This is a genomic window from Aminobacter sp. P9b (assembly GCF_045345995.1).
In the GTDB taxonomy this organism is placed as follows: domain Bacteria; phylum Pseudomonadota; class Alphaproteobacteria; order Rhizobiales; family Rhizobiaceae; genus Aminobacter; species Aminobacter niigataensis.
Window position 1 is genome coordinate 1,534,989 of the sequence record NZ_CP150082.1, and the last position, 26,023, is coordinate 1,561,011.

The 26,023-nt window shown below is 65.5% G+C and carries 31 protein-coding genes; 17 read left to right on the plus strand and 14 right to left on the minus strand.

The genetic code is table 11. From position 1 onward, the window contains the following. The first annotated feature begins 34 nt into the window (after positions 1 to 34). Positions 35 to 514, plus strand: a complete 480-nt coding sequence (locus WHT83_RS07530; protein WP_406873439.1) for a GNAT family N-acetyltransferase — start codon at positions 35 to 37, stop codon at positions 512 to 514. Positions 515 to 923: 409 nt separating this feature from the next. Here the strand turns inward: WHT83_RS07530 and hemW are convergent, their stop codons facing one another. From hemW to rph, 4 genes are read right to left on the minus strand one after another with little or no spacing between them, the layout of a single operon-like run. Next, a complete protein-coding gene (gene hemW / locus WHT83_RS07535) occupies positions 924 to 2,090 on the minus strand; it encodes a radical SAM family heme chaperone HemW (protein WP_406873440.1) in 1,167 nt (388 codons plus the stop codon). Then, a complete protein-coding gene (rdgB, locus tag WHT83_RS07540; RefSeq protein ID WP_318762726.1) occupies positions 2,090 to 2,737 on the minus strand; it encodes an RdgB/HAM1 family non-canonical purine NTP pyrophosphatase in 648 nt (215 codons plus the stop codon). The genes hemW and rdgB overlap by 1 nt, the downstream gene beginning before the upstream one ends. Then, positions 2,737 to 3,147, minus strand: a complete 411-nt coding sequence (locus tag WHT83_RS07545) for a VOC family protein (protein WP_406873441.1) — start codon at positions 3,145 to 3,147, stop codon at positions 2,737 to 2,739. Before WHT83_RS07545 ends, rdgB begins: the two co-directional genes overlap by 1 nt. A gap of 10 nt (positions 3,148 to 3,157) precedes the next feature. Further along, complete coding sequence (rph, locus tag WHT83_RS07550; protein ID WP_183262907.1) at positions 3,158 to 3,874, minus strand: ribonuclease PH; 717 nt, start codon at positions 3,872 to 3,874, stop codon at positions 3,158 to 3,160. A gap of 164 nt (positions 3,875 to 4,038) precedes the next feature. Between rph and hrcA the strand changes: the two genes are divergently transcribed. Together hrcA and WHT83_RS07560 are read left to right on the plus strand one after the other, a co-directional pair. Continuing rightward, the gene (hrcA, locus tag WHT83_RS07555) at positions 4,039 to 5,109 is read left to right on the plus strand and encodes a heat-inducible transcriptional repressor HrcA (RefSeq protein WP_183262906.1); all 1,071 of its coding nucleotides are present in this window, start codon (positions 4,039 to 4,041) and stop codon (positions 5,107 to 5,109) included. A 23-nt stretch (positions 5,110 to 5,132) separates the two neighbouring features. Then, entirely contained in the window at positions 5,133 to 5,330 is a 198-nt protein-coding gene (locus tag WHT83_RS07560; protein ID WP_108605461.1) for a hypothetical protein, read from the plus strand. A gap of 35 nt (positions 5,331 to 5,365) precedes the next feature. Here WHT83_RS07560 and WHT83_RS07565 read toward each other — a convergent pair whose 3' ends face one another. The 4 genes from WHT83_RS07565 to WHT83_RS07580 form a co-directional block, all read right to left on the minus strand. Next, a complete protein-coding gene (locus WHT83_RS07565) occupies positions 5,366 to 6,718 on the minus strand; it encodes a calcium-binding protein (protein WP_406873442.1) in 1,353 nt (450 codons plus the stop codon). 104 nt (positions 6,719 to 6,822) lie between these two features. Next, on the minus strand, positions 6,823 to 7,626 hold the full coding sequence (locus tag WHT83_RS07570) for a lipo-like protein (protein WP_406873443.1): 804 nt from the start codon (positions 7,624 to 7,626) through the stop codon (positions 6,823 to 6,825). Between the two features lie 52 nt (positions 7,627 to 7,678). Beyond that, a complete protein-coding gene (locus tag WHT83_RS07575; RefSeq protein ID WP_406873444.1) occupies positions 7,679 to 8,611 on the minus strand; it encodes a CHAD domain-containing protein in 933 nt (310 codons plus the stop codon). Continuing rightward, complete coding sequence (locus WHT83_RS07580; RefSeq protein WP_108605457.1) at positions 8,608 to 9,081, minus strand: CYTH domain-containing protein; 474 nt, start codon at positions 9,079 to 9,081, stop codon at positions 8,608 to 8,610. The genes WHT83_RS07575 and WHT83_RS07580 overlap by 4 nt, the downstream gene beginning before the upstream one ends. A 78-nt stretch (positions 9,082 to 9,159) precedes the next feature. Between WHT83_RS07580 and WHT83_RS07585 the strand changes: the two genes are divergently transcribed. The 8 genes from WHT83_RS07585 (at position 9,160) to WHT83_RS07620 (ending at position 17,376) form a co-directional block, all read left to right on the plus strand. Next, positions 9,160 to 9,837: a CerR family C-terminal domain-containing protein gene (locus WHT83_RS07585; protein ID WP_406873445.1), complete on the plus strand. Its 678-nt coding sequence runs from the start codon at positions 9,160 to 9,162 to the stop codon at positions 9,835 to 9,837. Beyond that, positions 9,834 to 10,784 carry an HlyD family secretion protein gene (locus WHT83_RS07590; protein WP_406873446.1) on the plus strand — a complete coding sequence of 317 codons (951 nt, stop codon included), beginning with the start codon at positions 9,834 to 9,836 and terminating at the stop codon, positions 10,782 to 10,784. Before WHT83_RS07585 ends, WHT83_RS07590 begins: the two co-directional genes overlap by 4 nt. Positions 10,785 to 10,897: 113 nt before the next feature. Continuing rightward, on the plus strand, positions 10,898 to 11,815 hold the full coding sequence (locus WHT83_RS07595; RefSeq protein ID WP_108605454.1) for an ABC transporter ATP-binding protein: 918 nt from the start codon (positions 10,898 to 10,900) through the stop codon (positions 11,813 to 11,815). Then, complete coding sequence (locus WHT83_RS07600) at positions 11,812 to 12,960, plus strand: ABC transporter permease (RefSeq protein WP_108605453.1); 1,149 nt, start codon at positions 11,812 to 11,814, stop codon at positions 12,958 to 12,960. The genes WHT83_RS07595 and WHT83_RS07600 overlap by 4 nt, the downstream gene beginning before the upstream one ends. A 177-nt stretch (positions 12,961 to 13,137) precedes the next feature. Beyond that, complete coding sequence (locus WHT83_RS07605; protein ID WP_406873447.1) at positions 13,138 to 14,097, plus strand: TAXI family TRAP transporter solute-binding subunit; 960 nt, start codon at positions 13,138 to 13,140, stop codon at positions 14,095 to 14,097. An 88-nt stretch (positions 14,098 to 14,185) separates the two neighbouring features. Further along, on the plus strand, positions 14,186 to 16,291 hold the full coding sequence (locus tag WHT83_RS07610; protein WP_406873448.1) for a TRAP transporter permease: 2,106 nt from the start codon (positions 14,186 to 14,188) through the stop codon (positions 16,289 to 16,291). Continuing rightward, a complete protein-coding gene (locus WHT83_RS07615) occupies positions 16,288 to 16,656 on the plus strand; it encodes a DUF1850 domain-containing protein (RefSeq protein WP_183262897.1) in 369 nt (122 codons plus the stop codon). Before WHT83_RS07610 ends, WHT83_RS07615 begins: the two co-directional genes overlap by 4 nt. Positions 16,657 to 16,755: 99 nt before the next feature. Then, the gene (locus tag WHT83_RS07620; protein ID WP_406873449.1) at positions 16,756 to 17,376 is read left to right on the plus strand and encodes a glutathione S-transferase family protein; all 621 of its coding nucleotides are present in this window, start codon (positions 16,756 to 16,758) and stop codon (positions 17,374 to 17,376) included. 193 nt (positions 17,377 to 17,569) lie between these two features. Here WHT83_RS07620 and WHT83_RS07625 read toward each other — a convergent pair whose 3' ends face one another. Together WHT83_RS07625 and WHT83_RS07630 are read right to left on the minus strand one after the other, a co-directional pair. Then, positions 17,570 to 17,722, minus strand: coding sequence for a hypothetical protein (locus WHT83_RS07625; protein ID WP_183262895.1), 153 nt, complete (start codon positions 17,720 to 17,722; stop codon positions 17,570 to 17,572). A 287-nt stretch (positions 17,723 to 18,009) separates the two neighbouring features. Beyond that, positions 18,010 to 18,690 (minus strand): helix-turn-helix transcriptional regulator, encoded by a 681-nt coding sequence (locus tag WHT83_RS07630; RefSeq protein ID WP_108605449.1) that lies wholly within the window; start codon positions 18,688 to 18,690, stop codon positions 18,010 to 18,012. 86 nt (positions 18,691 to 18,776) lie between these two features. On the opposite strand from WHT83_RS07630, the gene WHT83_RS07635 reads away from it, so the two are divergent. The 3 genes from WHT83_RS07635 (at position 18,777) to WHT83_RS07645 (ending at position 19,718) form a co-directional block, all read left to right on the plus strand. Then, a complete protein-coding gene (locus WHT83_RS07635) occupies positions 18,777 to 18,980 on the plus strand; it encodes a DUF1127 domain-containing protein (RefSeq protein ID WP_406873450.1) in 204 nt (67 codons plus the stop codon). Positions 18,981 to 19,044: 64 nt separating this feature from the next. Beyond that, on the plus strand, positions 19,045 to 19,377 hold the full coding sequence (locus WHT83_RS07640) for an NIPSNAP family protein (RefSeq protein WP_406873451.1): 333 nt from the start codon (positions 19,045 to 19,047) through the stop codon (positions 19,375 to 19,377). Beyond that, positions 19,374 to 19,718, plus strand: coding sequence for an antibiotic biosynthesis monooxygenase family protein (locus tag WHT83_RS07645; protein WP_406873452.1), 345 nt, complete (start codon positions 19,374 to 19,376; stop codon positions 19,716 to 19,718). The genes WHT83_RS07640 and WHT83_RS07645 overlap by 4 nt, the downstream gene beginning before the upstream one ends. Before the next feature lie 153 nt (positions 19,719 to 19,871). On the opposite strand, the gene mbfA is transcribed toward WHT83_RS07645, so the two are convergent. After that, entirely contained in the window at positions 19,872 to 20,855 is a 984-nt protein-coding gene (mbfA, locus tag WHT83_RS07650) for an iron exporter MbfA (RefSeq protein WP_406873453.1), read from the minus strand. Positions 20,856 to 21,032: 177 nt separating this feature from the next. Between mbfA and WHT83_RS07655 the strand changes: the two genes are divergently transcribed. Next, on the plus strand, positions 21,033 to 21,356 hold the full coding sequence (locus WHT83_RS07655; protein ID WP_108605446.1) for a hypothetical protein: 324 nt from the start codon (positions 21,033 to 21,035) through the stop codon (positions 21,354 to 21,356). 205 nt (positions 21,357 to 21,561) lie between these two features. On the opposite strand, the gene WHT83_RS07660 is transcribed toward WHT83_RS07655, so the two are convergent. Further along, positions 21,562 to 22,377 (minus strand): DUF2066 domain-containing protein, encoded by an 816-nt coding sequence (locus WHT83_RS07660; RefSeq protein ID WP_406873454.1) that lies wholly within the window; start codon positions 22,375 to 22,377, stop codon positions 21,562 to 21,564. 227 nt (positions 22,378 to 22,604) lie between these two features. Here WHT83_RS07660 and WHT83_RS07665 point away from each other — a divergent pair, with 227 nt between their 5' ends. Beyond that, positions 22,605 to 22,955 carry a YciI family protein gene (locus WHT83_RS07665; protein ID WP_406873455.1) on the plus strand — a complete coding sequence of 117 codons (351 nt, stop codon included), beginning with the start codon at positions 22,605 to 22,607 and terminating at the stop codon, positions 22,953 to 22,955. A 2-nt stretch (positions 22,956 to 22,957) separates the two neighbouring features. Beyond that, on the plus strand, positions 22,958 to 24,202 hold the full coding sequence (locus WHT83_RS07670) for an RNA polymerase sigma factor (RefSeq protein ID WP_406873456.1): 1,245 nt from the start codon (positions 22,958 to 22,960) through the stop codon (positions 24,200 to 24,202). A gap of 36 nt (positions 24,203 to 24,238) precedes the next feature. Here WHT83_RS07670 and cysK read toward each other — a convergent pair whose 3' ends face one another. After that, entirely contained in the window at positions 24,239 to 25,219 is a 981-nt protein-coding gene (gene cysK / locus WHT83_RS07675) for a cysteine synthase A (RefSeq protein WP_108605443.1), read from the minus strand. Positions 25,220 to 25,371: 152 nt separating this feature from the next. Further along, the gene (locus WHT83_RS07680; RefSeq protein WP_406873457.1) at positions 25,372 to 25,989 is read right to left on the minus strand and encodes a LysE family translocator; all 618 of its coding nucleotides are present in this window, start codon (positions 25,987 to 25,989) and stop codon (positions 25,372 to 25,374) included. Between the last annotated feature and the right edge of the window lie 34 nt (positions 25,990 to 26,023).

The following is a 26,023-nucleotide window of genomic DNA, read 5'->3' on the forward strand; positions in this document are numbered from 1 at the left end:
GCTTTCCGAAAGTCCCAAAAAAGCAGCAGGCACGATGACGAACGCCCAGGTCCAGCCCTATTCCATCTCCGATCTTCGCGACAGGCCGGAATTCGCCGCCGACGTCGCCGACCGCATCTGGAATGCGTGGTGGCGCGCTGACGGCCATGAACTCGCCTTCATCCAGGGACTGGTGGAAGGGAATTTTTCCTCCGCCGGGCTGCCGCGGGCGCTCGTCGCTCATCGTGGCGCAACCTTCCTCGGCACGGCCCACCTGATCGACAACGATCTCGAATCGCGGCCGCAATATGCGCCATGGGTGGCGGCCGTCTGGGTCGATGAAGCCGCCAGGAAATCCGGCATCGGCGCAGCCCTTGTGCAGGCCGGGGCAGAGGCAGCGTTCGAGCAGGGTTTCGACACCGTCTATCTCTGCGCCAAGCCGGCGGTTTCCGCCTTCTACGAAAAGATGGGCTGGCAACGCATCGAGGAAGGCATCGAAGGCCTCAACGTGTTTTCTATGGAGAGGAAGGCCTGAGCGCAGGCTGGAAGTTGGATCGTTGTTGGCTCAGCGGTGTTGGCGTGGCTTTGTCGGCTTCGCGCTGGACAGAAAGGCATTCTGAACCGCCGAGGCCGGCCGTTCAGTCACGGCATGGATCCCCAGGTCTGCGCAGTTCGCTACGCTCCTGCTCCGCCCGAGGATGACGAGGGAGGCTTCGCGCCGCTAATCGTGGACGCTGGAGATCGAGAATACCTACAACAACTGGTCCAATTGGTGGCACCTGTGCCACCGTTGGGGATTGGCGGTGACTTCGTCATCCTCGGGCGGAGCAGGAGCGTAGCGAACTGCGCAGACCCGGGGATCCATGCCGTGACGTTGAAGCCGGCACTTCGGTCAAATGCTATCACGCTTGCTACCGCACCACGCTCAACGACAAGACCGGCCGCTACCGCGCCAAATCCGCCACCACCGCATCCAGCACGATCATGCCCTCAGGCGTGGCGCGCAGGCGCGAATTGCCGATCGGCGCGACCAACCCTTCGCCCTGCAGGATCGACAGCCGCGCCGAAGACAGCGACTTGCCCGAAAGCTGCTCGTAGCGGGCGAGGTCGATGCCCTCGACGAGCCGCAAGCCCATCAGCAGGAACTCGTCGGCCTCTTCGGAGCGGTTCAGCGTCTCGCCGCCGGTGATGCCGTGGCCCTTCTGCTCAACCAGTTCGGCCCAGCGTTCCGGCATCTTCTCGGCGATGGTGACGATGCGCCTGCCGTCCTCGATGAAGCGCCCATGCGCGCCTGGGCCGACGCCGACATATTCGCCGTAGCGCCAGTAGGTCAGGTTATGCCGGCTTTCGGCGCCTGGCATGGCGTGGTTGGAAATCTCATAGGCCGGCAGGCCGTGCGCCGCCGTGACATCTTGCGTGATCGCATACAGCTCGGCGGCGTGCTCGCCGTCGGGAATCTCGAACTTGCCGGCACTGTAGAGCTGGAAGAAGCGCGTGCCTTCCTCGATGGTCAGCTGGTACAGCGACAGGTGGTCGACGGCATAGCCGATCGCCTGCTTCAGCTCCGCCGCCCACGCATCCGGCTTCTGGCCGGGCCGGGCATAGATCAGGTCGAACGACAGGCGCGGGAAGATCTCGCGCGCCAGGCCGATGGCGTGCAGCGCCTCCTCGACGTTGTGCAACCGTCCGAGGAAGCGCAAATCTGCATCGTTCAGCGCCTGCACGCCCAGCGACACCCGGTTGACGCCGGCGGCTCGATAGCCGCGGAAGCGCTCGGCCTCCACCGAAGACGGGTTGGCCTCCAGCGTGATCTCGGCGTTGCCTGAAATCGTCCAGTTGGCGGCGATTGCCTCGAGCACCGCGCCCACCGTTTCGGGCCGCATCAGCGACGGCGTGCCGCCACCCAGGAAAATGCTCGTCACCTCGCGCGGGCCGGTGCGGGAGCGCATGGTCGCCAGCTCGGTGGCAAAGGCGCGCGCAAAACGCTCCTGGTCCACCGGCTGGTGGCGGACATGACTGTTGAAGTCGCAGTAGGGGCACTTGGCCGCGCAGAACGGCCAGTGCACATAGACGCCGAAGCCGGGGTCGCGGCTGAGCGACGCAAATGCCATCAGGCCGAACCGAGCTTGGCGCGGGCGAATTTCTGGAAGGCGCGGGCGCGGTGCGACAGCGCCTCGGCCTGGCCGGGCTTCCAGCCGTGCTTTTCGTCGGCGCTCATCTCGCCAAAGGTCTTGTCGAAGCCTTCTGGCAGGAACACCGGGTCGTAGCCAAAGCCCTTTTCGCCACGCGGCGGCCACACCAGCGTGCCCTCGGCCTCGCCGCGGAAATATTCGGCGTGGCCGTCGGGCCATGCCAGGCAGATGACGGCGACGAAGCGGCCGCTGCGCTGGTCCGGGCTGGCCGCGCCGCGCTCCTGCATGGCGTCTTCGGTGCGCTGCATGGCCATGGCAAAGTCGCGCGTGCCGTCGGGCTTCTCGGCCCAGTTGGCGGTGTAGACGCCCGGTGCGCCGTCGAGCGCATCGACCACAAGGCCGGAATCGTCCGACAGCGCCGGCAGTTCCGTCGCGGTCGCCGCTGCCAGCGCCTTGATGTAGGCGTTCTGCTCGAAGGTCGTGCCGGTTTCGTCGGGCTCGGGCAGGCCATATTCCTTGGCCGACTTCGCCTCGAAGCCGAACGGCGCCATCAGGTCGGCGAATTCACGCAGCTTGCCGGCATTGTGGCTGGCGATCACGATCTTCTTGTCGGCGAGTTCGCGCATCAGATACCCCATATTTTCGGTTCGGCGATCTCCAGCGAATTGCCTGATGGATCGCGGAAATAGATGGAGCGGCCGCCGTTTGGCCACTCGAAATCGGCTTCGATGGCGATGCCCTTGCCTTCGAGCCGCACCTTCCAGTCTTCGATTTCGTCAGCCGTGCCGGCAAAGCACAGGTGGCCCTGGCCTGTCGTGCCATGCGGCGGCACCGGCAGCCTGGCGTCCGGCTTTGGCGGTTGCCGCGTCGCGTCCGCGTTGAACAGGAGCAACACCCCCTGGCCACAGCGGAAAAACACATGCCGCCCCGGCACCTTGGCGATCCGCTCCAGCCCCATCACCTCGCCGTAGAACGTCTCCGCGGCATCGAGGTCGGCGACGTAGAGGGCGGATTCGAGGATGGCCGAGGGCTGCATGCCGCTTGCCTCAGCCCACCGCCATCTTCTGCAGGTCGACCAACCGGTTGATGCCCTTGCGGGCAAGGCCCATAAGCTGCAGGAATTCTTCCTCCGAGAACGGCACGCCTTCGGCGGTACCCTGGATCTCGACGATTCCGCCCTTGCCGGTCATCACGAAATTGGCGTCGGTGCCCGCTGCCGAATCCTCGACATAGTCGAGGTCGATCACCGGCTGGCCGTCATGGATGCCGCAGGAGATCGCCGCGATATGATCTTTCAGCACTTTCTCGACGCTGACCATCTGGCGCGCTTCCATCCAGCGCAGGCAGTCGTGCAGCGCGATCCATGCACCGGTGATCGAGGCGGTGCGGGTGCCGCCGTCAGCCTGGATCACGTCGCAGTCAACGGTGATCTGGCGCTCGCCCAGCGCCTGCATATCGACGACGGCGCGCAACGAGCGGCCGATCAGCCGCTGGATTTCCTGCGTGCGGCCGCCCTGCTTGCCGGCCGAAGCCTCGCGGCGCATGCGCTCGCCGGTGGAACGCGGCAGCATGCCGTATTCGGCCGTCACCCAGCCTTTGCCGGAATTGCGCATCCAGCCCGGCACCTTCTCTTCCAGGCTTGCCGTGCACAGCACATGTGTGTCGCCGAACTTGACCAGGCACGAACCTTCGGCGTGCTTGGACACGTTACGCTCGAAGGAGATGGCGCGCATTTCGTCGAATTGGCGTTTGGAGGGGCGCATTCGGGTGCTTTCTGTGGCGAAATCGGAAATTGTCGCCGGCTTGTAGCTCCATGGCTGCGGGAGCGCAAAGGAAAACAGGTTCGCTTGTGTCCTGACGCTGGACCCGGCGGTTGTGTTCGCGGCTGCGGGGTCTATATCATTTGAGGCGGAGACCACGAACAGACATGACCAAAGCGGTAACCGACCCCAGCCTGCAGTCGCTCGACATGCGCTCGCGCGACATCTTCCGGCGCATCGTCGATTCCTACCTGCGCGACGGCGAGCCTGTCGGCTCGCGCAACCTGTCGCGCATGCTGCCGTCGTCCTTGTCGCCGGCCACCGTGCGCAACGTCATGAGCGACCTCGAACATCTCGGGCTCGTCTACGCGCCACACATTTCCGCCGGGCGCCTGCCAACGCAGAAGGGCCTGCGCTTCTTCGTCGACGCTTTCATGGAACTCGGCGACCTCTCCGACGACGAGCGTCGTGTCATCGAGGCCCAGGTCAAGGCTTCGGGCGAGGGGGCCACGCTCGAGCACATGCTGACCGAGGCGAGCCAGATGCTGTCGGGCATGTCGCGCGGTGCCGGCCTCGTGCTTGCGGCCAAGAACGAGGTCGCCCTCAAGCACATCGAGTTCATCCAGCTCGAACCGACAAAGGCGCTGGCCGTGCTGGTGTCGCAGAATGGCGATGTCGAGAACCGCGTCGTCGAGCTGCCGCTCGGCGTTACCGTCTCCCAGTTGCACGAAGCCTCCAACTTCCTCAACGCCCATATCCGTGGCCGCACCCTGGCCGAGGCCCGACTTGAGATCGCCCGTATCAAGGACGAGACCAAGGCTGCCCTCGATACGCTGTCGCAGGATCTGGTCGAAAAGGGTCTTGCCGTCTGGGCCGGCGCCGACAGCGGCCTGCCGGCGCGCCTGATCGTACGCGGCCGCGCCAATTTGCTCGAAAACGTCACCGCCCAGGCCGACATCGAGCTGCTCAAGCACCTGTTCGAGGACATGGAAACCCAGGACGGGCTGATCCAGTTGCTCGACCTCGCCGAGGAAGGTTCGGGCGTGCGCATCTTCATCGGCTCGGAGAACCGGCTGTTTTCGCTGTCCGGATCGTCGCTGGTCGTCGCGCCCTATCGCGACAAGGATGCCCGCGTCGTCGGCGCGCTCGGCGTCATCGGCCCGACGCGGCTCAACTATGCCCGCATCGTGCCGATGGTCGACTATACGGCGCAGCTTATTTCGCGCATGCTGAGGTAAGCTGAAACCACGGAGGACGGACCATGGCGCTCGAACAGATCAAGGCCCAGATAGCTGTCCTGCTCCAGGAAATGGTCAACCAGCCCGAGGATTCCCACGAATTGCAGGAGCAGTTGCGCGAGAAGCTGAGCGAACTGCGCGCGCAAGGCTTGCCGCTGCCCAAGGACCTTGTCGATCTGGAAAAGCGCCTCGACGACGACTTCTCCGAGCCGGAGGAATAAGCAGCCAGTGCGCTGCGAACGGGATCGGCCGTTCGCTAGGCCTGGCCGTTCGCCGGGCCGATCGACAGGTTGCCGTTCTCGACCCTTGCGACGATCTCGCGCCCGGCCATGGCACCTGTAAACTTGACGGTCACGCTGTCGTTGCTGCCCTCGAAACGGACCGTGACCGTTCCGTCGTCATTGTGCGCGAGCGTGGCCTTTGCAGGATCGAGTTGCGCCGCGCCGTCGCTGCTGTAGCGAGCGATGTTCAGCGGAGCATTCGTCTCGACAATATCGTTGCCATCGCCTTCCACCATCCTCAGCGTCGCGGCCCGACCGGCGGTGCTGTCGAGCTTGATCAGGTCTTTGCCCTTGCCGCCCACCGCCATCAGGTCGCGGCCAGACAATTGCAGCACATCATTGCCGTCGCCCCCTCCCGCTCTGACCTCGAGGCCGGACAGGTGCAGCACGTCGTTGCCGCCACCGCCACTGGCAAACGCATCCCACCTGGCGGTGACCCGGATGGTGTCGTCGCCATCGCCGCCGTCGATGAAGCTGGTGCTGGCTGCGGTGACGGCAATGACGTCGTTGCCGGCGCCGCCGTAGAGGCCGGACACGCTGCCCTTGGCGGAAACGGCGATCGCGTCGCGCCCGTCGCCGCCGGAGACGTGGTCAACGCCGCCGGCCGTGGCGATGGCGATGGCATCGTCGCCCTCGCCACCATCGACCAGTCGCACCTCGCGTTGCGCGGAGATCGAGATCGCGTCGGCGCCACGGCCTCCATCGACGATCCAGATCGAACCTGCCGTGGTGATGGCTATACTGTCGTTGCCGTTGCCGCCATCGGTGCGTGTCACATCGCCCCGGCCTGCAATGGCGATCGTATCGTTGCCGTCACCGCCGTCGACGAGATCGACGGCCGGTTCGAAGCCTGCGTAGGGTTTGCTGCTCGCCAGTCCAAGCACGGAGATGTGGTCGTTGCCCTTTTCTCCGGAAACGCCCATCACCCGGTGTCCGGCCACCTGCATGATGTCGTTGCCGTCTGCGGCACCGGCGGAAATGTAGTCCTTGTTCGAGGATATGACCGACAGGTTGAGGTTGCCCGAACCTGTCGCTCTGACCTGCGTGATGTGGTTCATGTCCTCGCCGCCCGTGTCGAACTCATATCGCTCGACCTCCAGGCCGAGCGCGTTGCCGGACGAACTCACCGAAGCCCGGATGCCTTCCGACTCCACCAGGATGCGCATGATCGCCGATACCGCTGCGCTGGGCGAATATTTGAGGCCTGGCAGCGATTGGTTCTTTGCGGCGTCGGTGCCGGCAGGAAGCCCGCCGCGCGCATTCAGCTGCTGCAGCAGATTGACTGAAACGGACGTGTAGGAAATCGTCGGAGTGTGAATCTTCAGCACTGGCTAATTTCCCGGAAGTCTCACGGCACTCCAGGAATTGTCGTCGGTAGACGCTAACGGAAAGTGAAAGCCAAGTTGATCGGAAGACTTTCTTTTTGCGAAATCTATGCTGATCTTGAGTCTTCGCTCTTGTATTCCTCGCCCCATGTCACCTGCCTGTAGTCGAAACCGTATTCCAGCGTCGGCTTGACGATGCGGAAATAGGGCGACAGGTCGAAGTCGCGCGGCGTGTACAGCGAGTGGTGGCGGATATGCATGATCTCGCGCCGCATGTAGGTCGATTGCGCCGAGGCGCGGCCCGGCGCACGCGTGATTTCCGGCAGGATCGGGTAGCGGATCTCGCCATAGGCCTCGGCGATCATCGTCGAGCAGATGGCGCGCGTCGGGTCTCCCGAGCCGAAGGCGATCATCCGGCGGCGCCAGCGCACCGGCACCGGCGGCCGCGGGATGAAGTAGCGCAGCATGTCGGTGATGTTCTTGAGGTCGTATTTCAGCCCCAGGCGCTGGATCATGAACCTGACGACATGGTCGCGATCCTCCGGCGACAGGCCGTTGGCGCGGCAGATGCGGGTGTTGTAGGTCCGGTATTTCGACAGCGGCACGGCCACGCAGCCGTCGCCGAGGTTGACCTCGATCAGCCGTGGCCGCTCCGAGCCGTCTTCCGGCTCGGCCAGGGCGTCGCCCACGTAAAGGGCCGAATGCGACCAGGTCGACTGGGTCAGGTACTTGATGACGGCCGAAATGCGCTGGTTGCCCTCGATCAGCAGGATGTCGCCGGGTTCCAGCGTCCGGCGCAAGGTCTCCGGGTCGGACGGCGTATAGGGTTCGTAGCCGGAGGATGCGACCTGCAGGCGTGAGGCAAGCCAGCGGCCAATGCGGTCGAGCAATGTATCGGTCTTTTGCGTCATGACGCACAGGACGTAACATGAGCCGGCCCGGGGAGGCCAGCCGCAGCCGACGTCAGTCCGCTTCGCTCTCCGCCATGCTGTCGTTCAGGTCCTGGCGGGCCTTCTTGGCGAGCTTGCGCGCAGCGCGCCTGGGCTTTTCCTCGAACAGCTTGGTGGCATCTGCAAGACAGAGCTTGCGCAGCGCTTTTTCCGCGCGCCTGAGCAGCCGCACCAGCTGTTTCGGCTCGGGGCCGTCGAAGGGCGCTTCGCGTGCCTCGATTAGCGCGCGCATGACGAACACGTCGTGCAGTTCGCCCAGGCTTTCGCCCAGTTCTTCGGCGCGTTCGCGGCGCGGCTTGACGGGTGCGGGCCAGAGCTTGCGCAGCAGCGCCAGATGCGCGGCATGCGTCTTCACTGCCTTGCGCAGGTCGTGGAAATCGTTGGGCTCGCCGCGTTCGCGCGATTGCTGCAGCGCCTTGCGGGCAAAGCGCAAAGTTGCCAGCGCCCCGTCGGCAAGCACATCGGCCGCATTTTCCGGATGATCGGGGAGAATGAGCATTTCAAGTGCGACCATGCCGGCCTGGCATTCCGCGACGGCGTTGTCGAGCACTGCGCCGAGCCCTGCCTGGCCGTAGGCAGTTTCGGTGCGGTGGCGCGCCAGCATGGCGCGAATGCCGGCAAGGCCGGCGCCATCGGCGTCCTCGGGAAAATCCGCGATCAGCCGGTCGATCGTCTCGATCAGCGCCGTCGCCTGGCGCGGGCCGGCGATCGACAGCGAGATGTCGCGGTAGCGGTTGTTTTCGGCGCGGCAGAACGCTTCGTCGCCTGGGTGAACCAGGCGCAGCAGCGCGCGCAGCGCCTTGATGCGCTTGCGGGCGCTGTGCAGCGATTTTTCCGGATTGTCACGGGCAACGTTGAGATGCGCGACGATCTTGTCGATCTCCCCGCCGGCAATGCGGCGAACCTCTGCGGTAAGCGTCAGCCGGGGATCGATGCGAAAGCTCATGCGACGGCTTCCGGCACGTCGCTGAGGGCCAGCGACGCGTTGTAATAGCGCGCGTCGTCGGTGACTTCCTGGCCGATCCACGCCGGCAGGTCCGATGCCGGCACGTCGTCCGGCGTTTCCAGTTCCGCAATCACCAGGCCGCTCAGCTCCCCGCCGAATACATCGATCTCGTAGAGTCGCCCGCGATGGCTAACATGGTGACGTGTCTTCTCGATGACACGGCCGACGGCGAAACCGGCCATCTCCTCGGCTTCGGCCAGCGGCACCTGATATTCGAACTCGTCGCGCTCGCGGCCCCGGGAGCCGAATTTCAGCGTCAGCGTCGCGCGCTTGCCGTCGGAAATCCGAAGCCGGACCGAGCGGCCCGTATTCGAGGCGAGATAGAACTGCCGGATGCGGATCCTGTCTTCGACAAGGCTCCGCCATTCCGGTCCCTTCACCAGGAATTTGCGTTCGATTTCCTTTGCCATGGCGGCAGTAAAGCGCGCCCCGTCGTGCAGCGCAACAATTCACTTGACCTTAATCAATCGATTGATTAAATAGCGAGTATGAGCAAGACACAGACCCCGCAAACGACCACCGCAGCCGACGCCACCCGCATGGCGCTGGTGAAGGCGGCGCTTCAGCTTTTCGGCCGGCAGGGCTTTGACGGCACCTCGACCCGCGAGATCGCCGCCGCCGCCAATGCCAACATCGGCTCCATCGCCTATCATTTCGGCGGCAAAGAAGGGCTCCGGCTGGCCGCCGCCGATTACATCGTCGAGACGATCCAGACCATCGCCGCCCAGGCCTTCGGCAGTTCCGCTCCGGCCCTGCCGGATAATGCCGCGCAGGCCGAAGCGCAGCTCGACGCCACGGTCGAGCGCATGGTCGGCTTCATCGTCGCGCGTCCCGAGGCTGGCGAGATCGTCCAGTTCGTCCTGCGCGAACTGTCGACGCCGACCGACGCGCTCGATCGCATCTATAGCGGCGTCTTCGAGCCGGTTCACCGCAGGCTGTGCCAGCTCTGGGCGACGGCCACCGGCGAGCAAGCCGAAAGCGAGAAGACCCGCATCAGCGTGTTCATGATGATCGGCCAGGTCGTCTATTTCCGCATCGCCCGCGCCGCCGTCATGCGGCGCATGGATTGGGCCGACATCGGTCCCGCCGAAGCCGCCAAGGTCATCGGCATCGCCAAGGAAAACGTCGCGGCCATCGTTGCCGCGCGCAAGGCAGGAAAGCCATGAGTATCCTCTGTTCCATTCCCTTCGCCGCATCCTTGTTCACAGCCTGCGCTGCCCCCGCGCCGCTCGCCGTCGGTTACGTCGAGGGCGACTATGTCCTGCTCGCCCCCATCGAGGTCGCGCAGGTGGAGACGGTTTCCGTCCGACGCGGCGATCGCGTCCAGGCGGGCAGGCCGATCGTCTCGCTCGAAAGTGGCGACGCCAGGATCGCAGTGACCCAGGCCGAGGCGGCCCTTGCCCAGGCAAGGGCGGAACTCGCCGATCTCAAGGTCGGCAAGCGCCCGGAAGAGATCGCGGCCCTCGAGGCAACTGTCCGCTCGGCCAAGTCCCAGGCCGAGGAAGCGAACCGCGTTCAGGCCCGCACGCAGGATCTCCTGAAGCGCGGCATCGCCACCCAGGCCCAGATGGACGAGGCGAGAACGCGGGTCGAGGTCTCGGAAGCGGCAATCGGTCTCGCCGAAGCCAACCTGAGCGTCGCCGGCCTGCCCGCGCGCGCGGAAGCCATCAAGGCTGCCGAGAAGGAGGTCGAGCAGGCGGAGTCGGCCCTCGGCCAGGCTCGCTGGCGGCTTTCCAAGCGCGCGCTTGCCGCACCCACCGACGGGCGCGTCGACGACGTCATCCGCAATGCCGGCGATACTGCCGGACCGTCGTCTCCGGTGGTCTCAGTGCTGCCGGACGGTGCGGTCAAGCTGACGCTGTTCATCCCCGAGACCGCCTTCTCCTCGGTTCATGTCGGCACCCGGTTGGCCGTGCGTTGCGACGGCTGCCCCGAGGGGCTAACGGCCAAGGTCAGCTATGTCTCGCCCGACCCCGAATTCACCCCGCCGGTGATCTACTCGCTCGAGAACCGGCAGAAGCTCGTCTACCTCGTCGAGGCCCGTCCGGAAGACGCGGGCTCCGCCCTGCAGCCGGGGCAGATCGTCGATGTGGCACTGAAAGAGAGCGAATAGCGAATAGGGGGTAGCGAATAGTGCAGCACGCCATGACAGCCGCGCTCGTCCCTACTCCCTACTAACTATTCGCTATTCGCCAATCCCTATTCGCTCTTTACGGGCAGCACCCTATGAACGCCATCGAAGTCACCAACCTGGTCAAGCGCTTCGGCGACAAGACCGTCGTCGACCACGTCACCATGACGGTCGCCGAGGGCGAGATCGTCGGCTTCCTCGGGCCCAACGGCTCGGGCAAGACCACCACCATCCGCATCATGTGCGGCCTGCTCACGCCCGACGAGGGCGACGGCCAGGTGCTTGGTTATGACCTGCGCACCGACGGGCTGAAGATCAAGCGCGAAGTCGGCTACATGACGCAGAAGTTCTCGTTCTACGAGGACCTGACCATCGGCGAGAACCTCGAATTCGTCGCCCGGCTCTACAAGCTCAGGCCGGTCGAGGAACACGTCGCCCGCACCCTCGACGAACTCGGCCTGACCAGCCGCCGCAACCAGCTCGCAGGCACGCTGTCGGGCGGCTGGAAGCAGCGCCTGGCGCTCGCCGCCTGCATCATGCACAAGCCCAAGTTGCTGCTGCTTGACGAACCCACCGCCGGCGTCGATCCCAAGGCGCGGCGCGAGTTCTGGGACGAGATCCACCGGCTGGCGCGCGGCGGGCTCACCGTCCTGGTTTCGACCCACTACATGGACGAGGCCGAGCGCTGCCACCGCATCAGCTACATCTCCTATGGCAAGATGCTGGCTTCCGGCACCGTCGAAGACGTCGTGCGCAATGCCGGGCTGACCACCTTCGTCGTTTCCGGCCCGCGCCTCGACCAGATCGCCGCCGCACTCGAGGGCAGGCCCGGCGTCGAGCAGGTCGCGCCGTTCGGTGCCACGCTCCACGTCGTCGGTTCCGACCGCCAAAAGCTCGAAGCGGCACTTGCCGACATCCGCGGCCGCAAGGACGTCACCGTCGAACCGGGCGAGACCAGTCTGGAAGACGTGTTCATCCAGTTCATGGCCGGCTCCAGGGACAACATGTCATGACAAGCCTCACCAACGGCATCTTCTCCTTCGCCCGGCTCGGCGCATTGCTGACCAAGGAGTTCATCCAGATGCGGCGCGACCGCATCACCTTCGCCATGATGCTGGGCGTGCCGCTGATGCAGCTCGTGCTGTTCGGCTTCGCCATCAACAGCGACCCCAAGAGCCTGCCGGCCGCACTCGTTGCCACCAGCAACGACCAGTACACCCGCGCCATGGTCTCGGCGCTGCAGAACACCAACTACTACCGCTTCGACCACATCGCCGAGACCGCAGCCGAGGCCGAGGAGCTGATGGCCAGCGGCGAGGTCGCCTTTGTCGTCACCATTCCCGCCGATTTTGGCCGCCGGGTGGCCAGCGGCGACGCGCCACAGATCCTGATCGAGGCCGATGCCACCGATCCCTCCGCGTCCAGCGGCGCAGTGTCGACGCTCGGCACCGTCGCCAACCAGGCGCTGCTGAGAGCACAGGGAATGCAGGCAGCTGCGGCAGAGGCGGCCAAAGGCCAGCTCGAGGTCGTCGTCCACCGCCGCTACAATCCCGAAGGCATCTCGCAATACAACATCGTGCCCGGCCTGCTCGGCGTCATCCTGCAGATGACCATGGTGATGATGACCTCAATGGCGCTGACCCGCGAGACCGAGCGCGGCACCATGGAGAACCTGCTTGCCATGCCGGCAAGCCCGGCCGAGATCATGCTCGGCAAGGTGCTGCCCTATCTCGTCGTCGGCGCCGTCCAGGTGGCGGTGGTGCTGATCGCCTCGAAGCTGCTGTTTTCCATCCCCTTCATCGGCTCGCTGTCCTTGCTGCTGTCGGCGATCCTGGTCTTCGTGCTGGCGCTGGTGCTGCTCGGCTACACCATTTCGACCATTGCCCGGACGCAGATGCAGGCGATGCAGCTGACCTTCTTCTTCTTCCTGCCGTCGATCCTTTTGTCGGGCTTCATGTTCCCCTATCGCGGCATGCCCGGCTGGGCCCAGGCGCTGGGCGAGATCCTGCCGCTGACGCATTTCCTGCGCATCATCCGCGCCGTCATGCTCAAGGGCGCCGAGTTCCCGGCCATCGCCGCCGAGGTCGGCATACTCGCCTTGTTCGTCGCGGTCTTCGCCGGGCTGGCGCTGTTCCGCTTCCGCCGCACGCTGGATTGAGTTCCACTGGCCATTGGCCGCACCCTCCGGGCCGAGGGTGCGGCACATGCTTTTCTCAGCCATTCGTCTGAGGCCGCACATTTGCGGGTTGGCATTTGGCGCCCGCTGTCTAACATGATCGCAACTTGCGCGGGGGGAGCCGACGCAAGGCTTCAGATTCACAGGGAGGACACCAAGATGCTGAATGTAAAGACCAGGTTTCTCGCCGCTGGCGCGGTAGCAATGTCGATGGCGTTTGCTGCCATGCCGGCCAACGCCCAGCAGTTCATCAACGTGCTGACTGGCGGCACCTCCGGCGTTTATTATCCGCTCGGCGTGGCGCTGTCGGAGATCTACGGCAAGAGCATCGAGGGCGCGCGCACCCAGGTGCAGGCGACAAAGGCCTCGGTCGAAAACCTCAACCTGCTCCAGCAGGGCAAGGGCGAGATCGGCTTCGCCCTCGGCGACTCGGTGGCGCTGGCCTGGGAGGGCAACACCGAGGCCGGTTATCCCGGCAAGCTCGACAAGCTGCGCGGCATCGCCGCGATCTACCCCAACGTCATCCAGATCGTCGCGAGCCAGGAATCGGGGGTGAAGTCGCTCGCCGACCTCAAGGGCAAGAGCCTGTCGGTCGGCGCGCCGGCATCGGGCACCGAGCTCAACGCCCGCGCCATCCTCACTGCTGCCGGCATGAAGTACGAGGATCTCGGCAAGGTCGAGTACCTGCCCTTCGCCGAATCCGTCGAACTGATCAAGAACCGCCAACTCGACGCCACGCTGCAGTCGGCCGGGCTCGGCGTCGCCTCGATCCGCGACCTGGCGACCTCGCTGCCGATCACCGTCGTCGCCGTGCCCGCCGCCGATGTCGAGAAGGTCGGTGCGCCCTACATGGCGGTGACCATTCCGGCCGGCACCTATGACGGCCAGACGGCCGACGTGCAGACCGCAGCCGTCGGCAACTTCCTCGTCAGCCATGACGGCGTCTCCGAGGCGGTGGCCTACCAGATGACCAAGCTGCTGTTCGAAAACCTCGACAAGCTGTCGGCAGCGCATGCGGCAGCCAAGGGCATCGACCTTGCCAAGGCGATCGACGGCATGCCGATCCCGCTGCATCCCGGCGCCGAGCGCTATTACAAGGAAAAAGGGCTGATCAAGTAATCGCCGGTCTCAGCGTATTCTCGCCTCCGCCCGCCCGACGGCAGGCGGAGGCAATTGCCCTGCCAACTGGAAGTGAGAAACGCTTTCCATGACCGGTATCGAGTCCCAGCCCGCGCCGACCGTCCTTTCGCCTGAAGTCGAAGAAGCGATCGAAGGCCTGCCGCCGGGTTTCGGCGAGGGGTTGGCTGGGCGCTTCGCTTTCGGCATTGCGGTAGCCTTCTCCGGCTTCCAGCTGTGGACCGCCGCCTATGGCAACCTGCCGAGCCAGGTGGTGCGCGCAATGCATGTCGGCTTCCTGCTGCTGCTCGGTTTTGCGCTTCTGGCAAATCTGCGCGCCAAGGGCACCGTTGGCAAAGCCTGGTTCTGGACGTTGGGGGTGCTGGGTTTCCTGACCGGCATCTACAACTGGGTGTTCTATTTCGACCTGATCCGCCGTGCTGGCTTCCACACCACGCTCGACCTCGCCATGGGGGCGCTGCTGATCGTGCTGGTGTTCGAGGCGGCGCGACGGCTGATGGGGTTGCCGCTGGCAATCATCGCAGGCCTGTTCCTCGCCTATTGCTTCTTCGGCCAGTACCTGCCGCCGCCCTTCATCCATCGCGGCTATGACGTGGCCCAGATCATCGAGCATTTCGGCTTCGGCACCGAGGGTATCTACGGCACGCCGGTCTATGTCTCGGCCGCCTATATCTTCATCTTCGTGGTCTTCGCCGCCTTCCTCGAAAAGGCCGGCATGATAGCACTGTTCAACGACTTCGCTCTCGGGTTCGTCGGCGCCTGGCGCGGCGGGCCGGCGCAGGTCTGCGTGCTGTCGTCGGCACTGATGGGCACCATCTCCGGCTCGGGCGTCGCCAATGTCGTGGCCAGCGGCCAGTTCACCATTCCGCTGATGAAGCGCTTCGGCTTCCGCTCGGCTTTCGCCGGCGGCGTCGAGGCGACCTCGTCGATGGGCGGCCAGATCATGCCGCCGGTCATGGGCGCTGTCGCCTTCATCATGGCCGAAACGCTCAACATCCCCTACGCCGAAGTGGTCAAGGCGGCGCTGATCCCGGCTCTGCTCTACTTTGGCGCCTGCTTCTGGATGGTGCATCTCGAATCCGGCAAGTTCGGGCTCAAGGGCATGGACAAGGTGACACTGCCCGACCCGTGGGATGCGGTGAAGAAGCACTGGCCGCTGGTGCTGCCGCTGGCCGCGCTCGTCTACCTGCTGTTTGCCGGCTACACGCCGATCTTCGCCGGCACCATGGGGTTGGCACTGACCATCGTGCTGATCCTCGGCACGCCGCTCGCGGCGCTGATCGGTCCCTTTGCCTTTCGCGTGGTGTTCTGGGTGGCGCTCGGGTTGGCCGCCGCCGCCTTCATGAAATTCGGCGTCAACCTGCTCGTGCTGGTGATCGGCGCGCTGGTGCTGGCCTGCGCTGTGTTCAAGGGCGGGCGCGAGACGCTGCTGATCTGCGTCGACTCGCTCGCCGAAGGCGCCAAGAACGCGCTGCCCGTCGGCATCGCCTGCGCCATCGTCGGCATCGTCATCGGCACGCTGACTCTGACCGGCATCGCCTCCACCTTCATCGGCGCCATCATCGCCATCGGCGAGAACAACCTGTTCCTGTCGCTGGTGTTGACCATGCTGACCTGCCTGGTGCTCGGCATGGGCATTCCGACGATCCCCAACTACATCATCACCTCGTCGCTGGCCGGCCCAGCACTGCTCGAGCTCGGCGTGCCCTTGCTGGTCAGCCACATGTTCGTCTTCTATTTCGGCATCATGGCCGATCTCACGCCACCCGTGGCGCTCGCCGCCTTCGCCGCCGCACCGATGGCCAAGACCTCGGGCATGAAGATTGCCGTCCAGGCCTCCAAGCTGGCGGTCGCCGGCTTCGTCGTGCCGTTCATGGCGGTCTACACGCCGGCGCTGATGCTGCAGGATCCGGGACCGATCGCTGCCAGCTTCGGCTATCCCGTCGAGGTCGCCTACATCTTCGTCAAGGCCTGCCTCGGCATTGCGCTGTGGGGGGCCGCGGTGGTCGGCTTCCTGTTCGCGCGCATCGCCGTTTGGGAACGGCTGCTGGCCTTCACCGCAGGCGTTCTGTTGGTGCTGGCCCTGCCGCTGACCGACGAGGCCGGCTTCGCGCTGGCGTTCATCTGGGGCGGCTGGCACTGGTGGCGGTCGCGCCAGGCCGCTGCCCTGGCATGAGCCTGTGCATCGCGGCCGGCTCCAAGGCAGTGACCATGGCGGTCGCCGCCTTCACCCTGTCTTGGACCCATTCGGTCGAAAAGACGCGCTGGGAGGAGGACTGGCTGGTGACGCCGGCCGGGCTGGAAATCGTCGAGGCCCGCGTCAGGGGCTCGGGCGCCGGCATGGAACCCGCCGAAGGCGCCAGGCTGGTGGATGGCTGGTGGATCTACGTGCCCAGGCTCGGGCCGCAGCCAAGCGTCGTGCTGGCCGCATCGGGTGCGACCGGCGCGGGCTGGACGCTGTGCGCCGAGGGGCGCTGCATGACGCTCGGCGCCGAGGCCGGCGAGACGGTCGTCATCAGGGCCTGCGCTGCAAAACCCTAGCCCCGAACTGGACCGGTGAAAATACCACCCTGGCGGACCATCCGGGCGCTTGAGAAGCCACGCGAGGCCATGTCAATTCACGCCCAGGGGGGACAAGAAATGTACAAGCTCTATACGCGCGCCGGCAGCGGCGGCTTCGTCGTCGAGGCGGCGCTGGAACTGGCTGGCGTGCCATTCGAATGCATCAACGTCGTCAAGGGCACAGACCCCGACGACAGGTTCCGTACCATCAGCCCGCTTGGCCAGGTGCCGGTGCTGGTGCTGCCGGATGGCAGCGCGATGACCGAGTCGGCGGCGATGTGCCAGTTGCTCGCCGAGCGCCACCCCGATGCGCGGCTTGCGCCGGCAGCGGGTGCACCCGGGCGTGCCGACTTCCTGCGCTGGCTCACCTTCCAGTCGTCGGTGATGTATCCGGCGCTGCTGCGCTACTACTATGCGCAGCGCTATACGGCCGACCCGCAAGGCAAAGAGGCGGTGAAGGTCGCAGCCGTCGCCGAAACCGATCGCGGCTTCGGCATTCTCGATGCTGCGTTGCAGGATCGCAGCTGGCTTGCCGGCGAGCGCATGTCGATCGCCGACGTCTATCTCCTGATGCTTGCATATTGGCATCCCGAGGCCGGCAAGGTCGCTGCGACTTGGCCGGACATCGAGCGCATCTGCACGATGCTGCGCGACGTGCCGGTCATCAAGGACCTGAACGTGCGCCACGAGCTGTGGTGAGGCCGGGAGCGACTCTCGACCTCGGTGCATGGAGCTGTGGGGGCGTGAAGCAGCCGGGCTTGCGCCGCCGGCGGGCGTAGCCGCTAGAGGCGGGTCGAGACGATCGCCCGGCGTTCGCCGCGCAACGTGGTGGTGCGGTGATCGCTGGTTGGCCGGGCGATGCGGCTTTCGTGGCGTCCGGTAACGGTCATGATCAGTGGAACGTTACGCGCGACTGAAGCGTGTTGGTGCGGCGTGCGCAGGCAGGTCCCGGGCCGCGCATGTAGTGGCGCTCGGGGCGGTAGGTCGGTGCGATGAATTCGCGAAGCGCCGATGCGGCGTGAGTGATTTGGTTCCAGATAGCCATTGTTCTTATCCCTGTCCCTTCGGGGCTCGTCCCGAACGTGGAAGCGATCATAGCCGGCGGGTGTGAATCTTCGGTGAACGCGATGTTAATCTTCGTGTGAAAATGCGCCCGATCGGGGCCGAATTGCGTTCTTTTCTAGGCATTTAGGCCTGATCGGGCGGCATTGGTTAAGATGTGTCTTTTGCGCCACGGATGTATCCGCAATTTGCCGTGCGGCTATCCACAGGTTTCAGACCGTCGTTACATCGAAGGACGGCGTCGGGCAGGGCCGGCTCTGGATTTTGGCTTCAGGCGAGGAAGGTCTTTTCGAATGCGCGCCTGCCCGGAGGCGTGAATTCGACGACGCGGCTGCCGGCCGGCCGGCGCGCCCATTTCTCAGCGATGATCTTGTCGAGGATGGCGCTGCCCAGCGATCCCGCGAGATGCGAGCGACGCACGCTCCAGTCGAGGCAGGCGCGGCACATCGGCCGGCGCGAGGCGCCGAGCCCCGAGGTGTCGATGCCGATGGCGGCAAAGAAACTCGCGCCCGCCGGGCCGAGCCGGACCGCGTCGTCGTTTTGCACGATGATTTCTTCGGCGACGAAGCGGTCGAACATCGCCACCGCGTGGTCGCCGGCGAGGTGATCGTAGCAGATGCGGGCTTCGCGCATCGACTTGTCGCGCGGTCCCGGCCGGGCGCGCTGGGGGCCGGAGTGGGCGGCGACGCCGCTGATCGCCTCGATCATCGCCGCTACCTCCGTTCCAGCCAGCGCGTAGTAGCGATGCCGGCCCTGGCTCGCCACGGTCAGCAGCTTGCCGTCCATCAGCTTGGCGAGGTGCGAGCTTGCCGTGGGCAGGCTGACACCGGCTTCCAGCGCCAGTTCACTGGCCGTCAGCGCACCGCCGTCCATCAGCGCGGTTAGCATGTTGGCGCGGGCAGGATCGCCGACAAGGCTGGCGATACGGGCGATGTCGGGGCCTTCCTTCATGGCAGCCTTACCTCCATGGTTAGATCGTAGTCGAAGCGTTCTCGTCAGGCAATGCGTATTCTCCAGCCATGGAAAGGAGCAACGCCATGACGCCGAACACCCAATCAGCCACCGCGCCGAAACGCCTGCCGCTCGGTTCATTCGGCCGGATGCTGGCCTTCCTCGCCCGCGGCTATGACCGGCACCTGCAACGGCTCGACCTCTCAGAACTGACCGACGACCAGCTCCACGACATCGGACTCAGCCGCCGCGACGTGACGCGTGAAGTCGCAAAACCCTTCTGGCGCTAGCACGCCATATCGACCGGACGCTTCGATGCCGGACGAACCATTCTCACCGCACATGGAGACGACAATGACCATCACCTGTTTCATCCGCTACGAGATCGACCCCTTCGGCAAGGCGGCGTTCGAGCAGTATGCCCGCAACTGGGGCCAGGCGATCCCGCGCTGCGGTGCCGACCTGATTGGCTATTTCGCGCCGCACGAGGGGTCGGCGACAACCGCCTATGGCATCTACAACATCGAGAGCCTGGCCGCCTACGAGGCCTACCGGGCGCGGCTGATGGCCGATCCGCTCGGCCGCGAGAACTATGAGTTTTCCAAGCGCGAAAGGTTCATCCTGAAGGAGGACCGCATCTTCCTGAAGTTGGCCTCGGGGCCGCATGCCGAAAGGGTCCTGCCGTGATCGCCGTCATCTTCGAGGTCGAGCCGGCGGAGGGCCGGCGCGACGCTTATCTCGGCATCGCGGCCGATTTGCGCCCGCTGCTCGATCGCATCGACGGCTTCCTGTCGATCGAACGCTTCCAGAGCCTGGCCAACCCCGGCCGCCTGCTGTCGCTGTCGTTCTGGCGCGACGAGGAAGCGGTGAAGGCGTGGCGCAACACCGAGGAACATCGGCAGGCGCAGGTGGCCGGGCGTGGTGGCGTGTTTTCGGATTATCGCCTGCGCATCGCCCATGTCGTGCGCGACTATGGGTCGAGCGAGCGGACGGAGGCGCCCGCAGACAGTCGGGCGGTGCATGGGTAAAGGGTGTAGGTGGCAGCGCCTCCTCACCCGGCCTCCGCTGCGCTCGGCCGACCTCTTCCCGGCGGGGGAGAGGAGGATTGAGAGGTTGTCACTCCTCTTCTCCCCACCGGGGAGAAGGTGGCCGCGAAGCGGCCGGATGAGGGGGCGACGTGGCTATGCGTTGCCGATCAGCACGCCTGCGGCAAGGACCAGTGCGCCGCCGAGCACCACCTGGAAGGTGGCGCGCAGGAACGGCGTTTCCATGAAGCGGTTCTGGATGTAGGCGATGGCCCAGAGTTCGAAGAAGACGACGACCCCGGCGATCGTGGTCGCGGTCCAGAAATGCGGGATGAGATAGGGCAGCGCGTGGCCGAGGCCGCCGACCGTGGTCATGATGCCGGAGGCGAGACCGCGCTTGAGCGGCGAACCGCGGCCCGAAAGCTTGCCGTCGTCGTGGGCGGCTTCGGTGAAGCCCATCGAGATGCCGGCGCCGACCGAGGCGGACAGGCCGATGAGGAAGGTCTGCCATGTGTCCTGCGTGGCAAAGGCGGCGGCAAAGATCGGCGCCAGCGTCGAAACCGAACCGTCCATCAGGCCGGCGAGGCCCGGCTGGACATAGGTCAGTATGAACTGGCGCCGCTCGCTCGTCCTTTCCTCGTCCTTGACGTCCTCGGGCACGTGCTTGTCGCCCAACCGATGGGCGAGTGTTTCGTGGCTCTGCTCGGCAGCGGCGAGGTCGCCCAGCAGCTTCCGGGTCGAGGCGTCGCTCGTCCGCTTCATCGCCTCGACATAGAAGCGATAGGCTTGGCGCTCCATCTCCTCGGCCTGGTCGCGGACCTTGTCGATGCCGAGCGGTCGCACCAGCCAGTCGGGCTTGCGCTCGTAGTAGCCGCGCACATGCTCGCGCCGGATCAAGGGGATGCGCTCGCCGAAGCGGGCGCGATGCAATTCGATCAGCGCGGCGCGATGGCCGTCCTCCTCCTCGGCCATGGCGTCGAACACCTTGGCCGATTGCGGAAACTCGTCGCGCAGCCCGTCGGCATAGGCGCGGTAGATACGTCCGTCGTCCTCCTCCGACGATATTGCGAGGGCCAGAATCTCCTGCTCGGACAAGGAATCGAATGCGCGGCGGCCGAAGCCGAAGACACGGGACAACATAGGCGAATCTTTCAGTTTAGAATAGTTCTAAACTAGGCATTCGGCGCTCGCCGGTCAATGCTCGAAGTCGAAGCGTGACTTATTTGCCGCACGCCCCAAGCTCGTTAAACGCCGTTCCTTGTTATAGCCCAATGTTTGGCTATATAGCCTAATCTCACCTGATAGAAGGAATGCACCATGGCGGCCAGGCAGCACGCGCATCACATCGACCCCAAGCCCGTGCTCGAGCTGATCGCCAGCATCGAGGCAGACCTGGCCCGGCTCAAGGGCATGCTGGAGCCTGCGCCGGAAAAGTTCGACCCCGCCAACCCGCACAACAAGACCTGCGACGGCAAGCTGACTCCCGATGGCGTCGAGTGCTGCTACCGCATGTTCGACGAGGGCAGTTCGCGCTACTCGGTGGCCCGCGCAATGAAGATCTCGTTTGCCGCCGCCACCCACCGTTTCAACGCCTGGCGCAAGGCCGGCGGCGAAAAGCGGGTGCGCTCGCTGCTGGGGTGAAGGGCGGAGTCTCCTTCTCCCCTTGTGGGAGAAGGTGGCCGAGCGAAGCGAGGTCGGATGAGGGGTGCTGGCCGGAGTGCTACGTCTGAGTTTTCGCCTTCCAGATGTCCTTCTCCAACCTCTCATTTCGTCCAGCCCCCTCATCCGCCCCTTCGGGGCACCTTCTCCCACAAGGGGAGAAGGGGACGCTGGAGGCCCTTCGCTGCTACGGCGCCTCATTCCCCGACAGCACCTGCGCCGCACCTGCCACGGCATTGCGGAAGGCATCGTCGAAACCGACGCCCGAGATGCCCCAGCTGACATGCGGTGCCGGTCCTGCGAGCTGCCAGCTGGCGACCCAGCCGAGATCCTTGTCGCTCCAGACCACCGTGCCGGTGAGTAAGACGCCGGCACGGGTCGCCTTGGCCAGTCCGTCGAGCCTTGTCGGATTGGCTCCTGCCATCGCCGCCGGATCAAGACCGGCTTGCACGAGTTCGCCGCGTGTCGGCAGGGCGAACGGCAGGGCGGCACGCTCCCCGGCGTTCATGAGGGCTGCACGCATGTCCCTGTCGCGCGGGTCCGGGCTGTCATCTGCAAGCATCGTGCCCGCGCCTTTCATGTCGCGTATCGCAACGACGGCCACGACAAGGGGACGATCGCGCCACGGCTTGCCGCCGAGCGTGGCCAGGAACGCGTCGAGCTTGCTTTGGTCGAAGACACAGGTCAGGTCGTGCGGCCGGTCGTAGCTGCCCTGCTCGTCATGGATCGGGATGCCGCCCATGCGGTCGCGGAAGGTGTGGCTGGCGATCAGGTCGCCGGCATGCCTGGCCTGTTCGGCAACGCGCGGCTCATTGAGCAGCCTGGAGTTGCCGGTCACCCTGACCACCACGTCGCGCAGGCACTGAGCAAAGCCGATATCGCGCCGCTCGGGCGCGGTGCCGCTGGTGATGGTCTGGGTGGCGTAGAGATCGGAAGCAATTGCCTGGCAAGGCATGACCAGCAGTGCCGCTGCAATCCAGTTACGCATTTCGCCGCGAGGCATGTGCCGCATTCTCTGTTCGGGTGCGCAACCTATCAGAGCAATGGCCGATGCAGAAGCCAGTCCAACGTGCGGCGGAAGCCGAGCTGCGCGGCCTCGGCTCGTGCGCAACGCTTGCCGAAAATCGCGGCGTGGACGAAAGATTTCTCCGGCGCCTGTCGAAATCGAGCTCCCTCGGGCGACATCCGATTGGCCCGCGACGATGCGGCCTGGAAACGCAGGAGACGACGATGCAGTACATGCTTCTCATCCACTTTGAAGAGACACCGGGAGAGGTTCCCGGCCCCGAGGCGGCCAAGCAGATGGGCGCGCCCTATGCCGCCTACAACGAGGCGCTGATCAAGGCTGGCGCGCTGGTGTCGGGCGAGCGCCTGCAACCTTCGGCCACCGGCACCATCGTGCGCGTCCGCGACGGCAAGACGCAAGTGCTCGACGGCCCCTTCGCCGCCACCAAGGAACAGCTGGGCGGCTACTACGTCATCGAGGCGCCCGACCTCGACGCCGCGCTCAACTGGGCGGCACGCTGCCCGAGCGCCAGCAACGGCACGATCGAAGTGCGGCCCATCTGGCCGACCCGCTAGGCATGGCCTCTGCCGCGGAACAGGCACGGGCGGCGGCCGAGACCGCTGCCCGCCAAAGCTATGGCAGGCTGGTCGCGTTCCTTGCCTCGCGCACCCGCGACGTCGCTGGGGCCGAGGATGCGCTCGCCGACGCCTTTGCCGCCGCACTTGTCAAATGGCCTGAGACGGGCGTGCCGCTGCATCCCGAGGCCTGGCTGCTGACGGTGGCGCGCCGCCGCTCCATTGATCAGCTCCGGCGGCGCATCGCCGGCGAGGCCGGCCAGGATCACCTGCGCCTGATCGGCGAGGAGTTGGAGCAGGAAATGGCGCGCGAAAAGTTTCCCGACGACCGGCTCGGCCTGATCTTCGCATGCGCCCATCCGGCCATCGATGCCGGCGTGCGTGCGCCGTTGATCCTGCAGGCCATCCTCGGCTTCGATGCCGCCGCCATCGCCTCGGCCTTCCTGGTTTCGCCGGCGACCATGGGCCAGCGCCTGGTGCGGGCCAAGGCGCGCATCAGGCAGGCCGGCATCCCCTTCCGCATTCCCGAAGCGGCGGAACTGGGCGAAAGGCTCTCGGCTGTGCTGGAGGCCATCTACGCCGCCTTCGCCGAAGGCTGGAGCGATCCGGCCGGGGCCGAGTCTCGCCGCCGCAACCTGGCCTCCGAGGCCATCTGGCTCGGCCGCCTGCTGGTCGAGCTGATGCCTGGCGAGGGCGAGGCGGCCGGGCTCCTGTCGCTCATGCTGCACGCCGAATCCCGCCGCGCGGCTCGCCGCGATGCCGCCGGCGAGTTCGTTCCGCTCAGCGAGCAGGACACGCTTCTGTGGGATGCCGACATGATCGCAGAGGCCGACGCGCTGCTTCAGCGTGCCGGGCTCTTCGACGGCATCGGCCGCTACCGGATCGAGGCGGCGATCCAGTCGGCCCATGCGGCGCGACGCTTCACCGGCCGCACCGACTGGGCGGCGATCGCCACCCTCTATGCCGGCTTGATGACGCTCACCGCCTCGCCAGTCGTCGCCGTCAACCACGCGGTCGCCGTGGCCTATGCCGTCGAGCCGGCGAGGGGGCTCGCCCTGCTCGACGCCATCGATGACGCGCGCCTCGACCAATACCAGCCCTACTGGGCGGCCCGCGCCGAACTGCTGTCGCTTGGCGGCGATTTCCGGGAAGCCGGCAAGGCCTACGAGATTGCGACCGGCCTCGAGACCGATGCCGCCGTCCGCCGCTTCCTGCAACGAAAACGGGCGGCTCTCGCCGCCCCGTAAAGCTTCTCCCGCAAGAGGAGAGGGGAAAGTCGCCCCTTAGTTGCCCAGTCCCTCGAACAGCACCGTCGACAAATAGCGCTCGGCGAAGGACGGGATGATGACGACGATGTTCTTGCCGGCGTTTTCCGGTCGCGATCCGACGATCACGGCAGCTTGCAAAGCCGCACCGGAGGAGATGCCGACAGGCACGCCTTCGAGGCGCGCGACCAGGCGGGCGTTGGCCACCGCATCCTCGTTGGAGACCTTGACGATCTCGTCATAGATGGTGGTGTCCAGCACCTTCGGCGCGAAGCCGGCGCCGATGCCCTGGATCTTGTGCGGGCCCGGCTGGCCGCCGGACAGGATCGGTGATCCCTCGGGTTCGACGGCAACCACGTGTAGCGACGGCTTGCGGGCCTTGATCACCTGGCCGACGCCGGTGATGGTGCCGCCGGTGCCGATGCCGGCCACGAAGATGTCGATCGACCCTTGCGTGTCGTTCCAGATTTCTTCCGCCGTCGTCGCGCGGTGGATCTCGGGATTGGCCGGGTTCTCGAACTGCTGCGGAATGACCGCGTTCGGGATGGTCTGCACCAGTTCCTCGGCCTTGGCGATGGAGCCCTTCATGCCCTTGGCGCCTTCGGTCAGCACCAGTTCGGCGCCGAGCAGCGCCAGCATCTTGCGGCGCTCGATCGACATCGTCTCGGGCATGGTCAGGATCAGCTTGTAGCCTTTGGCGGCGGCGGCGAAGGCAAGTGCGATGCCGGTATTGCCCGAAGTCGGCTCGATCAGCGTGCTCTTGCCCGGCTCGATGCGGCCGTCGGCCTCGAGCGCCTCGATCATGGCAACGCCGATGCGGTCCTTGACGGATGCGATCGGGTTGAAGAATTCGAGCTTGGCGATCAGGTTCGCCACCACGCCCTTCTCCTTGGCGAACTTGTCGAGCCGCACCAGAGGCGTATCGCCGATGGTTTCGGTGATCGAGCCATAGATGCGGCCGCGACCGGGCGCACGCGTGGAGGTGACGGGCTTGTTCATCGATTTCGCTCCCGAAATAGGCCTGAGATTTGAGCGACGAAGATAGGGTGTCGCAGGGCAAATTCCGAGTGGGCGTCGTGCTGATTAGGTGCATTTCCCGGAAACGCGTTTCCGGGAAAGCCGAATTTCAGGAATGAAATTCCTGCTCGTTCCTACTGGCGGACGGCAATCGCTGCCGCGGCACCGACCATGAAGGTTGCGGCGGTGCGGTTGAGCAGCTTCAGCGCCCGCGGCGTCTTGAGGAACCAGCGCGCCTTCGATGCCAAGAGCAGATACGGCACCAGCACGACCATCAGCACCGCCACCGTGATGGCAACCAGGATGCCGTAGTCGCCGAGCGTCAGCGAATGCAGGTCGACGACCGTCGGCGTGATCGCCAGGTAGAAGATCATCGTCTTGGGATTGCCCAGCGTCACCGTCAGCCCGGCGAGGAAGCTCGACAGCAGCCCGCCCTTGCCCTTTCTCGCCTCGATCGTTTCGGGCGTGATGCCGCTGGTCCAGAAATTCCAGGCGAGGTAGCCAAGATAGGCGACGCCCAGCCACTTGATGGCCAGGAACACCATGCCGAAGGACTGGGCGACGAAGGCCAGGCCCAGCACCACGGCGGTGAGGTAGGTCAGGTCGCCGACAACCAGTCCCAGCGACATCGCCAGCGACGAGCGGAAGCCGGAGCCGAGCGCGCGCGCCACCAGTGCGGTCACGCCCGGGCCGGGGATTGCGGCGGCAACGGCCAGCGCGCCGCTATAGGCAAGAAATCCTGCAAGGGTCATCGGAAGGCTCGCGCGTCGATCGGGAGGCGACGAT

What these genes read in the sequence shown, in the direction of transcription:
- WHT83_RS07530 (WP_406873439.1), top strand. Translation starts at nt 35, where the DNA reads ATGACGAACGCCCAGGTCCAGCCCTATTCCATCTCCGATCTTCGCGAC.
- hemW (WP_406873440.1), bottom strand. Translation starts at nt 2,090, where the DNA reads ATGGCATTTGCGTCGCTCAGCCGCGACCCCGGCTTCGGCGTCTATGTG.
- rdgB (WP_318762726.1), bottom strand. Translation starts at nt 2,737, where the DNA reads ATGCGCGAACTCGCCGACAAGAAGATCGTGATCGCCAGCCACAATGCC.
- WHT83_RS07545 (WP_406873441.1), bottom strand. Translation starts at nt 3,147, where the DNA reads ATGCAGCCCTCGGCCATCCTCGAATCCGCCCTCTACGTCGCCGACCTC.
- rph (WP_183262907.1), bottom strand. Translation starts at nt 3,874, where the DNA reads ATGCGCCCCTCCAAACGCCAATTCGACGAAATGCGCGCCATCTCCTTC.
- hrcA (WP_183262906.1), top strand. Translation starts at nt 4,039, where the DNA reads ATGACCAAAGCGGTAACCGACCCCAGCCTGCAGTCGCTCGACATGCGC.
- WHT83_RS07560 (WP_108605461.1), top strand. Translation starts at nt 5,133, where the DNA reads ATGGCGCTCGAACAGATCAAGGCCCAGATAGCTGTCCTGCTCCAGGAA.
- WHT83_RS07570 (WP_406873443.1), bottom strand. Translation starts at nt 7,626, where the DNA reads ATGACGCAAAAGACCGATACATTGCTCGACCGCATTGGCCGCTGGCTT.
- WHT83_RS07575 (WP_406873444.1), bottom strand. Translation starts at nt 8,611, where the DNA reads ATGAGCTTTCGCATCGATCCCCGGCTGACGCTTACCGCAGAGGTTCGC.
- WHT83_RS07580 (WP_108605457.1), bottom strand. Translation starts at nt 9,081, where the DNA reads ATGGCAAAGGAAATCGAACGCAAATTCCTGGTGAAGGGACCGGAATGG.
- WHT83_RS07585 (WP_406873445.1), top strand. Translation starts at nt 9,160, where the DNA reads ATGAGCAAGACACAGACCCCGCAAACGACCACCGCAGCCGACGCCACC.
- WHT83_RS07590 (WP_406873446.1), top strand. Translation starts at nt 9,834, where the DNA reads ATGAGTATCCTCTGTTCCATTCCCTTCGCCGCATCCTTGTTCACAGCC.
- WHT83_RS07595 (WP_108605454.1), top strand. Translation starts at nt 10,898, where the DNA reads ATGAACGCCATCGAAGTCACCAACCTGGTCAAGCGCTTCGGCGACAAG.
- WHT83_RS07600 (WP_108605453.1), top strand. Translation starts at nt 11,812, where the DNA reads ATGACAAGCCTCACCAACGGCATCTTCTCCTTCGCCCGGCTCGGCGCA.
- WHT83_RS07605 (WP_406873447.1), top strand. Translation starts at nt 13,138, where the DNA reads ATGCTGAATGTAAAGACCAGGTTTCTCGCCGCTGGCGCGGTAGCAATG.
- WHT83_RS07610 (WP_406873448.1), top strand. Translation starts at nt 14,186, where the DNA reads ATGACCGGTATCGAGTCCCAGCCCGCGCCGACCGTCCTTTCGCCTGAA.
- WHT83_RS07615 (WP_183262897.1), top strand. Translation starts at nt 16,288, where the DNA reads ATGAGCCTGTGCATCGCGGCCGGCTCCAAGGCAGTGACCATGGCGGTC.
- WHT83_RS07620 (WP_406873449.1), top strand. Translation starts at nt 16,756, where the DNA reads ATGTACAAGCTCTATACGCGCGCCGGCAGCGGCGGCTTCGTCGTCGAG.
- WHT83_RS07625 (WP_183262895.1), bottom strand. Translation starts at nt 17,722, where the DNA reads ATGGCTATCTGGAACCAAATCACTCACGCCGCATCGGCGCTTCGCGAA.
- WHT83_RS07630 (WP_108605449.1), bottom strand. Translation starts at nt 18,690, where the DNA reads ATGAAGGAAGGCCCCGACATCGCCCGTATCGCCAGCCTTGTCGGCGAT.
- WHT83_RS07635 (WP_406873450.1), top strand. Translation starts at nt 18,777, where the DNA reads ATGACGCCGAACACCCAATCAGCCACCGCGCCGAAACGCCTGCCGCTC.
- WHT83_RS07640 (WP_406873451.1), top strand. Translation starts at nt 19,045, where the DNA reads ATGACCATCACCTGTTTCATCCGCTACGAGATCGACCCCTTCGGCAAG.
- mbfA (WP_406873453.1), bottom strand. Translation starts at nt 20,855, where the DNA reads ATGTTGTCCCGTGTCTTCGGCTTCGGCCGCCGCGCATTCGATTCCTTG.
- WHT83_RS07655 (WP_108605446.1), top strand. Translation starts at nt 21,033, where the DNA reads ATGGCGGCCAGGCAGCACGCGCATCACATCGACCCCAAGCCCGTGCTC.
- WHT83_RS07660 (WP_406873454.1), bottom strand. Translation starts at nt 22,377, where the DNA reads ATGCCTCGCGGCGAAATGCGTAACTGGATTGCAGCGGCACTGCTGGTC.
- WHT83_RS07665 (WP_406873455.1), top strand. Translation starts at nt 22,605, where the DNA reads ATGCAGTACATGCTTCTCATCCACTTTGAAGAGACACCGGGAGAGGTT.
- WHT83_RS07670 (WP_406873456.1), top strand. Translation starts at nt 22,958, where the DNA reads ATGGCCTCTGCCGCGGAACAGGCACGGGCGGCGGCCGAGACCGCTGCC.
- cysK (WP_108605443.1), bottom strand. Translation starts at nt 25,219, where the DNA reads ATGAACAAGCCCGTCACCTCCACGCGTGCGCCCGGTCGCGGCCGCATC.
- WHT83_RS07680 (WP_406873457.1), bottom strand. Translation starts at nt 25,989, where the DNA reads ATGACCCTTGCAGGATTTCTTGCCTATAGCGGCGCGCTGGCCGTTGCC.